This window comes from uncultured Methanobrevibacter sp. (genome assembly GCF_902774605.1).
Classification (GTDB): domain Archaea; phylum Methanobacteriota; class Methanobacteria; order Methanobacteriales; family Methanobacteriaceae; genus Methanocatella.
In genome coordinates this window covers 111,659-126,074 of sequence record NZ_CACYJE010000003.1, presented here as the reverse complement: position 1 = coordinate 126,074, position 14,416 = coordinate 111,659, and the positions used below count along the sequence as shown (strand labels likewise).

The following is a 14,416-nucleotide window of genomic DNA, read 5'->3' as shown; positions in this document are numbered from 1 at the left end:
GGTAGTTGTGTGTTCCTTTGAAGAAATTTGTGAATGATTTGTTTAAGTCTCTAAAAACCTGCTGCTGGCTTGTGGATTCGCCTTCACGTAAAAAACTATGTTCCTGTTTCAGCATCTTTAAAATAGCATTCAGGTTACGTATATTGGGGTTTAAATGATAACCGTGGGATTTGAACAATCTGTATAGTTCATTGTATTGATTTAAAATATTATTCCATATAAACCTTGCATTTCCCATATTTTGATTTAAAACCTGTTCCATAGATTTATCTGGAAAAATACGTACCTTTAAACCTTTATTAACAACACTACTCATAAAAAAAACACCATATTTTTTCCTATAATATACATTAAAAAAATATACGCTCACAAGATATTAATGATATATGCACATGCTTAATATATAAAAGAAACCAGAGAGCACCGGATTAGTATTTTTTCCAACATTAAAAAATACTTCAAAATTATAGTATTTTACGAAATGTTTACCCCAAAAAATTTATCCTGGAAGAGGTTCAAATGCTGAAGGCAACTTTGGAACCTTAATAGAGGCTAGAAACTTCAGAGGAATAAAAAATAGAGGAACAAAAAGAGTAAACGATGAATTAACCCAATGTGCAATCACACACAACATTAAAAAAATACACAAACATACAACCGTTAATGTACTTAAAACAATTTTAAACCTAATTAAAACAGAAAAAATAAAACGTAAAAAAGTAGATATAAATATTATAGATGAATTAATTAAAGAATTCATATTTAAGGATGAAATATTAATAGATATAAAAATAAAATAAAAAATGGGAGATTTGAAAATTAAAATAATTATCGGACACTCCCCATTTTCTTTTTTTCTTAAAACTTATTAAATTTAAAAATTATACTAATATTCATGACTCTCAAAGTCTCAGATATTGGTGAAAAGGAATTAATAAAATACATAATCTCCCATTCAAGCACTATAACGCCTGATGACACTGCAATCACATCATTTCAAAATACCAACCTGATTTCAACATGCGACATGCTGATCCAGTCAAGGCACTTTCCAGACAACATGTCCTACTTCGACATGGGCTTCAAGGCAGTCACGGTTAATGTCAGCGACCTTGCGGCGATGGGAGCCGAACCCTTAGGATTTCTGTTGGCAATTGCCCTTCCAAAGGATTTGAAAATCAGTCACTTTAAGCAGATAATCGATGGGGTGACCCAGGCCTGCAATTATTACGGGATACCCTTGATTGGTGGCGACACCAATGAGGCATCGGAAATCATAATCACAGGAACAGCCATGGGCCTCACGGACAGGCCACTGATGAAGGACACCTACAATAAGGGGGATTTGATAGTTGTTACAGGTCCGATTGGCCATGCGGCTTTAGGCTTTGAGCTTGATGTTTTGGACAATGTTTATGTTAAAAAGGCACTGAAGCCTGAAGCAAGAATCAGGGAAGGATTGATCCTAAGGGATTATGCCACTTCCGCCACGGACATTACCGACGGGCTTGCAAGCGAACTCTACACTATCAAAAAGGACGGTTTCGGATTCATGATCCATGAGGAAATGCTTGGCATTACGGATGAGTACAAGTCAATATCTGAAGGGCGGGGCCTTGATTACCTTGACCTGGCGCTTCACGTCGGCGAGGACTTTGAGCTGCTGTTCACCATATCAAGGGAAAACCTTGAGAAACTGCCAATCGACTGCATGGTCATAGGCGAGGTCACCGATTCCGATGTTGTTGAGCTTACACTTGAAAACGGCTTTGTCGAAAGAATAAGAAATGAAGGTTATGAGCATTATGTTAGTGAGTAGCGATTTATACAAGAAGAGTTCCAAGACCCAGAAGGTCAGATGCGAGATTTGTGCGAACTACTGCAAGATAGCCGACGGCAATGTCGGGATATGTGCGCAGCATAAAAACATCAACGGGGAACTGCATGACGAGTCTTATGGCATCGTCTCATCCTTAAGTCCGGATCCGGTTGAAAAGAAGCCGTTGAACCATTTCCTGCCGGGGACATTGACATACTCAATAGGCGGATTTGGGTGCAACATGGCATGTTTGCATTGTCAGAACTATATGATATCTCAGGAATACTATAACTATTCAAGAGGCATCAAGATAACACCAGAAGCGATTGTGGAAAATGCACTTAACAACAATTGCAAGTCAATTGCTTGGACCTATAATGAACCTACGATACACTTGCCATTCAACAAGAAAACTTCCCTACTTGCAAGGCAGAAAAACCTCAAGGTGATATATGTAACAAACGGGTACTTTTCAGACAAGTCACTCAATGAGGTTTTAAGTTTTGTCGACGCATTCAACGTGGACTTGAAGTCAATGTCTGAGGATTTCTACAAGAAGGTCTGCCGAGCGGACCTGGATGTGGTGCTGGACAATTTAAGAAGAATATACCTTGAAGGGAAACACTTGGAAGTGACAAATTTAATAATCAATGATTACAATGATTCCATCTCACAGATTTCAGACCTGTGTGATTTTGTAGTGGATGAGTTGGGTCCTGAAGTGCCTCTACATTTTTCAAGGGCATTTCCATATTACAAGATGAATGACATTGAGCCGACAAGGGCAGAAATACTGTTCAAGGCAAGGGAGATTGCACTTGAAAAGGGTATTGAGAACGTTTATCTGGGTAATATTTAAGTGATGGTGTGGTGGATGGTGAATCCACTTTGATTATCATGTCAATTTCAAAAGGAGCATGTCACATATTAAAATTCCGCTTCATCGCTTCTTTTTCATCGAGTGGCTCGACTTGAAAACTATTAACCTAATCTTCTTGATTCATGTCAAATTTTTAATCAGATGCTTAATATCTCTAACTATATTCTGCTAGAAATATATGTTGCTGCTAAAAATATAATGCAGTCAACAAGCATTTCCACCATCAATCACCTTCCTTAGGAGGATAAAATTTTTTGGATGTTTGTTGGAATTCATTTGTAGTTCCAATTTTTAATAATTGTTTAGGGTTCTTTTTAACCCTATCTTTTATTAAATCTGTTTTTTTTTTTAATGATTCACTATTAAATATGGTGATTAGTTTTTTAGTTTAATTTTATTGAAAAAAAGAGTTTAAAAGTTAGTTTCATTCTCCAAAACTAACTCTTTCGAATTTTTCCAATGTCTTAAGTGACTTGGTGGCGTCCACACCAATCTTTGTGGTTGTGCCGTCACTTTCAGCCACTGGGTCAAGTGATGATCCACGCACATTTGGAACAATCATGATGTCACGGTCGCCTTTCACACGGGTGGCTATTGCATACTCGACGTCCTCAGCATCGAAAATGTCAACGTCAGTGTCCACCGCAACACAGTGCTTGAGTGAAGGGTGTGCGGACAATGCGGCCATAATTGCGTTTTTGCCGTCACCTTCGGTCTGCTTGTTGATTGACACCACTGCATGCAGCCAGCAGCAGCCTCCTTCAGTTAAAACAACATTTTCAACTGTAGGAACCGCATTCTTGACGGCCTTAAATATCCTAGGCTCCTGCGGAAGGCCCTGCAATAGCTTGTGCTCAAATCCAGCAGGTACGATTGCATGGTAGCATGGATTGTCCTTCTTGATGTGCATCTTTTCCAGGTTAATGATTGGCTGGTCACGTATGATGTCGTAAGTGTCGGTCAGATCCACGAACGGCCCTTCGGCAACGGTTTCAGTAACTGAAATCTTTCCTTCAAGGATGATGTCGGCTTGAGGAACTTCCAGCTCTCCGCATTTGATTAATTCCAACTCACCGTTCTTGAATGCATTTGCAACTTCCATCTCATTATAATCAATAGGTATTGAGGTGGTGCTTGCAAGAAGTATGGCCGGGTCCATTCCGATTGCTATTGCAATGTCCAAGTCCTCACCAGCCTCCTGTGCATTCTGGAAATAGGTGTAGAGGTTTCTTGGAACAATCCTGATGACCAGTCTTTTATCGTCAAGAACCATCATACGATGGATTGAAGCGTTCTGGATACCTGTTTTAGGGTCACGTGCAAACACGACCCCAGCGGTAATGTATGCTCCGCCGTCACGCTTATAATGAGTAAGTATAGGGATTTTGCCCAAATCAATGTCTAAAGTGTCATACTCTGAAAAGTCAGTGAATTTAGTCACTTCCAATGGGTTTTCCATTGCATCAATGATTTTCTCGGTAATCTCTGAGACTTCACAGTTGATTGATTTTGCAATCTTGTCACGGGTATTGCAGATACCGGTGATGACTGGAATGTCATATCCCTTAACGTTTTTAACAATGACAGTGTCCTTAGGGTATTGCCTCAGGACTTTTGAGATTTCATATTCACTGGATAATTCATCAGTGATTTCTATAATGTTTTCATCATCAAGTTTCATCTTAATCACTTTATAATGTAATTTTTTTATCTTTAAGCTTTCCAAGAAGCTGCACTATTTCTGGATTGTCAATAGAAAGAATTTCACCTGCCAGCACTGCAGCGTTCTTGCCGTTGTTGATTCCCACTGTTGCAACAGGAACTCCCGGCGGCATGCTGACGGTTGTAAGCATGTAGTCATCACCGTTTTCATTGGTGCATGGTACACCGATGACCGGCCTTGCAGTCAAGCCCACTATGCCTCCGGTAACCTGTGATGAGTTTGAGCTGACTCCAACGAATATTTTAGCGTTCTTCATGCATTTAACGTAATTAATGAATTTCCTGGGAGACCTTATAGGACAGACGACCTTGAGTTCATGGGTTATCTTGAGCCTGTCAAGAATCGTTGTCACTTTTTTAGCGACCCCAACATCGGTTTGGCGTCCGACAATGATTACAACTTCCGCATCAGGGTTCTTGCAGTTGACCTCGCTTTCATCAAATTCGGCCTTGTTGATTTCCAAGTCCTTTATCCTTAAGAAATCATTATTGATGAATGGTCTGTCGATTGCCTGAACAATGCTTTCATTGCTGGCTATTACCTTTTGAGCGTATTCCTTTCTCAACTTAACGACCCTGTCATGCACTTCAGCATCATGCAACCCGATGAACTGGGCTGCAAGTATTGCGGCATTGTCTCCCCTGTCGATGCCGACTGTGGCTATCGGGGACGGGTACGGCATCTGGACTATTGATTCCAATGCATCGATACCGCCGGTCTTCACATCAACCGGAACGCCGATAACTGGTCTAGGCGTATATGCGGCTATTGTGCCCGGCAGGTGAGCTGCAAGTCCGGCAATTCCAATGAACACTTCAATTCCAGCATCAGTGCCTTGCTGTACAATTTCACGTACTAAGTTCGGAGTCCTGTGTGCTGATGCGATTTTTAAACTGTATGGTATTTCTAATTTATCGAGTATGTCCATAGCTTTTTCTGCAATAGCAATATCTGATCCACTTCCAAGAATAATCATTATTTTTGGTGTCATTTAAAAATCCCTTCTATATAAAATTTTTATTCACTATACAATATTGATTTTAAAATATATTAAACTATCATTGAAAGGTTAATCCTGTTTCTTCTGGTGTCGACATCCAAGACCTTAACGTCAACAATGTCGCCCACGCTGACAATGTCAAGGGGGTGCTTTACAAATCTGTCCTCCACAAGTTGGGAAATATGCACGAGACCATCCTGATGAACGCCGATATCAACAAATGCACCGAAATCAACAATGTTCCTAACTGTCCCCTGCATTATCATGCCGATTTCCAAATCATCAATCGATAAAACGTTTTTCCTAAGAATAGGCTTTGGCATATCCTCCCTTGGGTCACGACCAGGCTTTTTCAACTCCCTGATAATGTCCTTCAAGGTTTCCCGGCCGATATCGAGCTCATCGGAGATTTCCTCTATGTTAATGTTGTTCAGCTTAAGACTGCGTTTGCCAATGTCATTGACGGAGCAATTAAGCCTTTCCAATAGTTTCAATGTTGCATCATATGACTCAGGGTGGATGGTGGTGTTGTCAAGGGGATGTTCGGGATTGTCGATCTTGATGAAACCAGCGCACTGCTCAAATGTCTTTTTGCCCAGCTTTTTAACATTCATCAATTCTGAACGGGAAGTGAAGCTGCCGTTCTCCTCACGGTAGCTTATTATGTTTTTCGCAGTAGTGTTTCCGATGCCTGAAACGTAATTTAGAAGGCTCACCGATGCGGTGTTGAGGTCGACTCCAACCTCATTGACCACCTTTTCAACAACCCCTGTGAGGGACTCGTTCAGTTTCTTCTGGTTCATGTCATGCTGGTACTGCCCCACACCGATTGACTTTGGGTCTATTTTAACCAGTTCAGCCAATGGGTCCTGCAATCTTCTTGCAATTGAAACGGCACTGCGCTCCCCTTCAGAATAATCCGGAAACTCCTCATCGGCCAACTTGGAAGCGGAGTAAACTGACGCTCCAGCCTCATTGACTATTATATATTCGACACTGGTGTTTCTTATGATTTGAGCCACTATCTCCTCGGACTCTCTTGAGGCGGTCCCGTTTCCTATGGCAATGACATCAATACAGTACTTGTCAATCAAATCCCGGACCGTTTTTATGGATTCGGCAATCTTTTTTTGAGGGGCGGTCGGATAGATTAGTGCAGTGTCAAGCACCTTGCCTGTCTCGTCAATGATTGCAATCTTGCAGCCTGTCTTGAAAGCAGGGTCCCATCCGAGAATGGTCTTTCCTACTAGTGGGGATTCCATCAGCAGTTGATTCAGGTTTTTGGCAAACACCTCAATGGATTTCTCCTCGGCCTTCTCGGTTAAATAGTTTCGTATTTCACGCTCTATTGCAGGTGAAATCAATCTCTTATATGAATCGCTCACGGCCTCCTTTATTATGGGTGTGGTGTAGCGGTTGTATTCGATTTTTTCAGGAATCCTGGAGATGTTTTTAAGCATGTGACGATTCAGGTACTTCAACACCTCATCAGCATCGCATGCAAGCTTCACTCTTATGACCCCTTCCTTTTCGGCACGGTTTATGGCCAATATCCTGTGCGGAGGTATTTTCCTGATGCTTTCAGTGTAGCTGTAGTATAGGTCATACTCTGTTGAGGTGTCCTTGTCCTTTGCCTTTGTTTCAACCTGGCCTGTGTAGAAAGTGTTTCTCCTTATCTTTTTCCTGAAGGTTGAATTGTCGGAGATTATTTCGGCGATTATGTCCTGCGCCCCTTGAATCGCCTCCTCGGGGGTTTTAACCTCATCGGTCAAATAATCTTCAGCTATCTTTTTAACGCTTTTTCTGACCTCCTGGGCAAGTATTATATCAGCCAACGGCTCAAGCCCCTTGTCGCGTGCCTTGGTTGCACGAGTCTGCTTTTTGCTTTTGAAAGGACGGTAGAGGTCCTCAAGCTCAACCAGTGTTTCAGCCTTTGAAATGTTATTTCGCAATTCATCGTCAAGCTTTCCAAGCTCCTCTATCCTTTTAATGATTTTATCCTTCTTGTCTTGAAGGTTTCTAAGGTATTTAAGGCGCTCATCGAATTTACGAAGTGTTTCATCATTGAGTGAACCGGTGACGTCTTTTCTGTACCTTGCAATGAATGGTATGGTGTTGCCGTCGTCGATCAGTTTGATTACCTTTTTAACCTGCCAGCCTTCAAGGCCCAATTCCTTTTCAAGTGTTTTTTCTATCATCATTTTACCCAATACTGTTTTATGTTTTCAAGATATTTCAATATTTTTTTCAATAACCTTCATGTTAAATTTTTCGAATTAATTTAAAAGACTGTTAATAAATGTTTTTTTCGAAATCCAATCGGTTAAGTTATCCAAATTTTTTATAGAACTTTATATTTGATATTGTCCAGCTTTATCATTTATATTTAAAATGATTTCCAGTTTATTAATATAATTTTTAAAAATTTTCCACCTGTATATTTTTTTAATTATTTATTATCATTTTGAATAATTTTATATATTATATGTTAGCATAATTATATCAATGGTTATATTTTTTGCCATTAATTCACTGTAAAGGGAGGTGAAAATATCAAAAGCAAACATCTACTAATTCTAATCATAATTCTCATTTCATGTTTAAGCATGGCTTCGGTAAGTGCAAATGATGAGGGGATTAATGAAACAATCATAACTTCCGAAAACGATCTGAAAGAGGATATTCTTGAAACCGAAATCGATGAGGATACTGTTGGGGAAGTTGAAAGTGAAGAGATGCTTGAAGCTGTAACCCAACCAACAGCACCAAACGATACAGGCTCATTAAAAGACTTGAAGAATCTTCTAAAAGGAGGAGTATACTTATTGAATAAGAATTACTCCTATAAGGAAGGCGACCCTACAGACGGTATAGAGATAAGCAGGTCAGTGATAATCATGGGAAACAATTGCACAATCGACGGAGGCAATGTCGCAAGACTGTTCGTGATAAAAAACGGAACATTTTATATTTCAGGAGTAAACTTCGTAAATGCCCATACCAATGGAAACGGAGCTGCAATATTTTATAATGGTACAAGCGGTTTTATAAACGACTGCACATTCACCAACTGTTCAGCAACTTCCGGAGGAGCTGTCTACTATGACGGATTGAGCCTGGTTGTCAACAACACTCAATTCAGGGACAATTCAGCAAATCATGGTGCTGGAATGTATATAATTGCAAATTCGACAATCATTACAAACTCGAATTTCACAAGCAATAGGGCCAGTGACACAGGAGGAGCCGTTTACTGGAAGAAAACCTCCAGAGTTATTAATGCAACATCTCAAGGAAATTCAGATGACGGTGGATCAAGCACATATGCCGGTGGAGAATATGCGATAGCTATTGGAAAGAATACTCATGTTATTTCAAGTTACAGTATTGGAATTGGACCGAATATTACTATAACCTATTCAGATTTCACATTATGTGTAGGGGCAAATTCTATTGTCAATAACTCATATGGTTCCACTGTAATCGCTTCAAGGCAAGTTAACTTTATTATTCCATCCAGTCGTCCTGACGTTGAAGGAGCGGACATTAACAATCTGCCGGGTTCCAGTTATTATCAGGGTTTGCTGATCAATAATGGACAGTTGGCTATTGTCAATTCCACTTTTTCAAACAATCGCGCGCAATCATATGGAGGATCATTATACACTGCATCCGGAACCACCCATGTATATAATTCCACATTCGAAGATTCACAGGCAACGTTTGGTGGAGCGATACGTGCATTTGACATAAATGTTTACAATACAAACTTCACTAAAAACAATGCAGACTCACGGGGTGGAGCGATATTTGTGGATGGCGGAGCTGATGTTCATGATTCATCATTTGTTAGAAACACAGCGGACTACCAGGGCGGAGCGGTTTACACTGCAATAACCGCCAAGGCGACAAACTTCTACAGGTCAGTTTTTGACGCAAACGGATTGAAGAATCGTGGAGGAGATTATTATGGAGGTGCAATATTTGAAGCGGACTTGATCAGGTCATGCACGTTCATAAACAATTACGCATGGTCCGGCGGTGCAATATACCAATGGCACCACCACAGCTACAATCGGTTGAAGATAGAGAATTCCACATTCAACAACAACACTGCACTCGGAACAGGAGGAGCAGTCTATGCTCACTATGGATCAGGAATAGTATATTCCAACTTCACAAACAACCGTGCAGGTGATGTGGGAGGAGCCGTTGGAGGATGGAACCATATATCCAACAAATGCCTATTCATAAACAACTCCGCTAAAACTGGCGGATCCATAGGCGGCGAATCCGCTCGTGCTTATGATAACCTAATCATTAACAGCACTGCCACCAGTCTTGGAGGTGCAATATACGGATTCAACCTCATTGTCACTGGAAATGTCATCATCAACTCTTCATCTGATAATCTTGGAGGAGCTATTGGAACTTTAGAATACTTTGATGCAACATCCACCTTCAGAAACAACACAATCATCAATGCTAAAGCATTGAAAGGTGGTGCGGCGTATTTCTACAATAATGCAAACGGCGTCAATACAGTATTTGATTCAAATAGGATATTCAACACAACAGCGGATGTTGGAGGTGCAATATACGCTCACAGTATCGCAACCCTTTCAAACAACATTTTCAACAATGTGACTGCCATAACCGGCGGAGTAATGTATAATGATTTGGATTTGACAGTTGAGAATAATACTGTAATCGATTCAAAGGCTGAACTTGGAAGGGATATCTACAATATCGGTTCCATAGGCACATCCTATCTGACATTCATCGATGCAAAGAGTATTGCCGCTGAATATGGTGACGTAATCCTGATATTCGCCAATCTGACCGATGATATGGGCAATACAATAACAGGACAGAACATCAGTGCTTCAATAAATGGCAATGACTATTCGCTTGAAGCCGTTGAAGGAACAGTGAAATTCAACTATACTGTTGATTTCATGACCGGTGAAAAAATCGTTAATGGTACTTATGACGGTTCAAAACTTGAAAAAACAGTTGTCAAAACAGGTTTGATAAGAATCAACCCTCCAGTATTATCCATCATCAAGACAGTTGATGATAAAATATATTACGGCGGGGATACTGTAGTCTACAATGTCATCGTTAACAATACCGGCAAGGGCATGGCAATAAACGTTGTCATCAGGGATGACCTTCCACTCGGATTGATATTGGTCAACACCACATCCAACAAGGGAAATTTCACAGGAAATGTCTGGAAAATAGACCAATTGGAAGTTGGTGAAATAGTGAACATCTCATACGTTTGCACAATCTCTTCAGAGGGCATGATTACCAATGTGGCTGTCGTAAACTGTGATAATGCAGACGAGAACACTTCATCAGTGACAATAAACGTCAGGCCTTACCAGCCGAAAATAGCCATTGAGAAGATAACATTGAAACCGATTGTTGTCATAGGCGATAAGGCAGAGTTCGAGATACTTATCCACAATACCGACAATGTTGCCGTTAAGAATTTAACAGTAACTGAAGACTCATTCGAAGGCCTGGTATTTGACAGCTATCGCGAGTCATTGCTGTGGAAGCATTCAACAGTCAACGGAAAGAACGTATGGACTTTGATTGATGATTTCGCTCCAAAGGAAACAGTATCATTATTCGTCTACTTCAACACAACTTCAATGGGCACATTCAACAATACAATTGTTGTCAATGGAACTAATTTAGAGAATAAAACTGCAAATGCAAGCGTTAAAGTCTTGTATCCTCATTTGGACAGTAAAAAGGTTTCACTGATGCCTATAACAAAGGTTGGAGATCAAACAATGTTTGAAATAGTGATTTATAATGATGGGGAATTCGATATCCATAACCTATACATTATAGAGGATTCATTCGAAGGCTTGACCTATAGCGATTATCTGCATGATGACCTGTGGAGATATGAAGTCGTTGACGGTAAGAATAAATGGACTTTTATTGAGGAATTTGCCCCTGGCGAAAAAATAGGCTTGCTGGTGACATTCAACACCCATATTGTGGGAAACTTCACCAATTTTGCTATTGTGGGGTCAGATGAGACAGTTTCCAAAAAAGTCAATGCTACCGTGTGGGTCAATGAGACAGTTCCAGAAGAGAATGGGAAAAATCCGGACTTGGAGGTTACAGTCACTGCAATTCACCCGCTGGTTGTTGCAGGCAGTCAAATCAAATTTGAAGTCATTGTAATCAACAGGGGTGATGCCGTATTGAATGACGTGACCATTTCTGAAAACTCATTCGACGGACTTGTATTCGATCATATTGAAGACCACACTGGCATATGGTATCAGGCAGGATCATTAACACATTCAGACTTGCTTGGCGCATCAGAAGATGAATTGTCATGGAAAATGAGCGCTCCGTTATATGTGAATGAGACATTGGGATTCTTCATGGTATTCAACACTACCGCTCAGGGAACCTTTGTCAATTCGATCATTGGAAGCTCAGACAAGACCAAACCTAAAATAGCCAGTGATGAGGTTGAAGTGGTTGTTCCACAATACATTATTGGAAAAATAGCATTAAATGCGACAGTAACTGTTGGAGATAAGGTTTACTTTGAAATAACAGTTAAAAACACTGGAAAGGTCAACATAACTGATTTAACCATAATCGAAAGGCCTGATGATGGATTGACCTACGATTCATTCATCGACCCGCAGGGCTTCTGGAGTGCAGGCGCCGGTCTAACATGGAGCATCAAAACCAATATAACTCCTGATGAAACAACAACGCTGTTCATAATCTTCACTGCTGAAAATATCGGCAATTTGACAAACACCGTTGAAAGCGGGGACAAAATCGCCAATGCAACAGTTGAAGTTAAAAACAAGACTGACGATTCAGCACCGGAAAACACAACCCCGAGCGATGATGATTCAGTGCCTGACGACGATTCAACACCTGACATTAAAATTTCAGGCGGTGACGAGTCACAAGGACAGGCCACTTCATACGCTTATGAAAAGGATGAAAAGACTGGAAACATTGATAAAGGTTCAAAAGCTTCCTTGTGCGCTGGTAAAAACGTGACAGGAAACCCTATATTGATATTGTTCCTGGTCATCTTAACCTTAATAATTCCAAGAAGAAATAGAAAATAATATTATTTCTTCATTTCTTTTTTTTTAAATCTAAAAATCCTTTAAAAACACTCTTTTTACAAAAACATTTATATCTATTCCATTAATAAAAGTAATATAATAATAACTTTTTAATGGTGAATTTTAAGTGTATTGGTTTTTTGTAATTATTGCATTTTTATTAGCCGGTATCAAAACTGAAAAGCCGAGGAGATACCAGAAGGTTTCAGTTATCATTCCCGCATACAATGAAGAGGAGACAGTGGCCAAGGTCATTGATGTGGTAAAGAAAGTAACGTTTGTCGATGAGATAATCGTTGTAAACGACGGATCCTCGGACAATACCGAATCGGAAGCCCTTAAAGCAGGAGCAAGAGTGATAACTCATGAAGTCAACAAGGGTAAGGGTGAAGCATTGAACACCGGTTACAGGGAATCTGAATGCGACATTATAGCATTCATAGATGCGGACATCTACAATCTAACTTCCCGCAAGGTGGAATCAATAATCAGGCCTATACTGGAAGGCAAAACTGACATTACAAAAACCAAGTTTTCACGTGCCAGCGGACGCGTAACCGAATTGACCGCAAAGCCGCTTTTGAACTTTTTCTTCCCGGAAATTTCATTTGAACAACCTTTAAGCGGTCAGTTTGCAGCACGTAAGGAAGTATTGAAGCGCATAGATTTTGAGAAGGACTACGGTGTCGATGTAGGGATAGTCATCGATGCTGATGTACTTGGAATTTCAATAATGGAAGTGGACATCGGTGCAATCGAGCATGACATGTCTCCATTATCAGATTTAAACCTAATGGCCAATGAGGTCGTAAGAACCATCATAGGCCGTGCCAACAAGTACGGCAGGGTTGTCATGATTGACGAGATAGGTTATTTCATCAGAATGTCAATTGTCGGATTGTCTATGGTTACCTTGGGGCTTTTTACAATATTCTTTGTAAAGTTCGTGCCATTGTCAGTCGGAGTCATAGTTTCCGTTGTCGGAATCGTCATTGCAATCTACTACATGGTAAAGGTAATAGTCAAGTCACTCACCATGTTCAGGAAAACCCCAAGGGGTAATTTAATCAGGTCATTCATCAAGATTCATTTCCCGATGATCATATCAATCATTGTTCTTCTCTTGATGATTTCCACATTCATAGGGGCGGCCCATTTCGAGCATGGGGTATTGTCAATTGAACCGAACTCCAGGAATCTCATCATATACGCCGATGATTCACCTCGTGACAACACTATTTCAGTGAGAGGCCCATACACCATCGACACTGCAATCGAAAATGAATCAGATATCATACGGATGCCATCAGATGCCATGATGACTCTGGGCATTAAATTAAATGACACGATTGTGATAGATGGTGAAACCTACACGATAAATGAGACAAGACCTGGCGAGCCGGACATACTGAGACTGCCGATTCATGCCAAAAAGGACCTTGGAGTCGAGAGTGAAGACGTGATACAGAACAGTCGCCTGAATGAAATATTCTCAGGATCACTCATAACCCACAATTATGAGAACGGAAACGTTTCAGTCAATGAAAAATACATAGTCTCAGACAGGTTCAAGGGCGCTAAAAGCTTTGAAATATTCATAAACAACGAATCAGTAGTTGGTTCAGCAGGAATACTCAAGGCCAAATCGGTTTACAATATAGCGATTGACGGCGAATACGTCACATCAATCAAGAGCCTTGAAAACACATCATTCGAATACGGCAACAATACCGTTGACATAGTGTTCACTAACACTAACTCAACATCAATAAAACAGTACGTGGCCGAAAGCGATGGAAACTTCCTGGACTTCAATCTAAAAAAATATCTCAAAGAAGATTAAAAAAAATAAAAATAGCAA

General features: G+C 40.3%; 9 protein-coding genes. 5 read left to right on the top strand and 4 right to left on the bottom strand.

Features of this window, described 5'->3' with window-relative positions; all coding sequences use genetic code 11:
* The coding region (locus QZU77_RS01465; RefSeq protein WP_295598931.1) for a helix-turn-helix domain-containing protein at positions 1 to 316 on the bottom strand (316 nt) is incomplete at its 3' end.
* Positions 317 to 497: 181 nt separating this feature from the next.
* Here QZU77_RS01465 and QZU77_RS10815 point away from each other — a divergent pair.
* The 3 genes from QZU77_RS10815 to amrS all read left to right on the top strand — a co-directional run bounded on the left by QZU77_RS10815 (position 498) and on the right by amrS (position 2,678).
* Positions 498 to 800 carry a transposase gene (locus QZU77_RS10815; RefSeq protein ID WP_366208853.1) on the top strand — a complete coding sequence of 101 codons (303 nt, stop codon included), beginning with the start codon at positions 498 to 500 and terminating at the stop codon, positions 798 to 800.
* 95 nt (positions 801 to 895) lie between these two features.
* The gene (gene thiL, locus QZU77_RS01460; protein WP_295598929.1) at positions 896 to 1,819 is read left to right on the top strand and encodes a thiamine-phosphate kinase; all 924 of its coding nucleotides are present in this window, start codon (positions 896 to 898) and stop codon (positions 1,817 to 1,819) included.
* Positions 1,806 to 2,678, top strand: coding sequence for an AmmeMemoRadiSam system radical SAM enzyme (amrS, locus tag QZU77_RS01455; protein ID WP_295598927.1), 873 nt, complete (start codon positions 1,806 to 1,808; stop codon positions 2,676 to 2,678). Before thiL ends, amrS begins: the two co-directional genes overlap by 14 nt.
* A 445-nt stretch (positions 2,679 to 3,123) precedes the next feature.
* On the opposite strand, the gene QZU77_RS01450 is transcribed toward amrS, so the two are convergent.
* The 3 genes from QZU77_RS01450 to QZU77_RS01440 are packed head-to-tail and all read right to left on the bottom strand — an operon-like array spanning position 3,124 to position 7,620.
* Complete coding sequence (locus QZU77_RS01450; protein WP_295598925.1) at positions 3,124 to 4,380, bottom strand: UbiD family decarboxylase; 1,257 nt, start codon at positions 4,378 to 4,380, stop codon at positions 3,124 to 3,126.
* Between the two features lie 10 nt (positions 4,381 to 4,390).
* Complete coding sequence (gene purE, locus QZU77_RS01445; protein WP_295598923.1) at positions 4,391 to 5,413, bottom strand: 5-(carboxyamino)imidazole ribonucleotide mutase; 1,023 nt, start codon at positions 5,411 to 5,413, stop codon at positions 4,391 to 4,393.
* A 59-nt stretch (positions 5,414 to 5,472) separates the two neighbouring features.
* Entirely contained in the window at positions 5,473 to 7,620 is a 2,148-nt protein-coding gene (locus QZU77_RS01440) for a Tex family protein (RefSeq protein WP_295598921.1), read from the bottom strand.
* A gap of 408 nt (positions 7,621 to 8,028) precedes the next feature.
* On the opposite strand from QZU77_RS01440, the gene QZU77_RS01435 reads away from it, so the two are divergent.
* Both QZU77_RS01435 and QZU77_RS01430 read left to right on the top strand, forming a co-directional pair.
* A complete protein-coding gene (locus QZU77_RS01435; protein ID WP_295598919.1) occupies positions 8,029 to 12,555 on the top strand; it encodes a hypothetical protein in 4,527 nt (1,508 codons plus the stop codon).
* 127 nt (positions 12,556 to 12,682) lie between these two features.
* The gene (locus QZU77_RS01430; RefSeq protein WP_295598917.1) at positions 12,683 to 14,398 is read left to right on the top strand and encodes a glycosyltransferase; all 1,716 of its coding nucleotides are present in this window, start codon (positions 12,683 to 12,685) and stop codon (positions 14,396 to 14,398) included.
* Positions 14,399 to 14,416 lie beyond the last annotated feature (18 nt).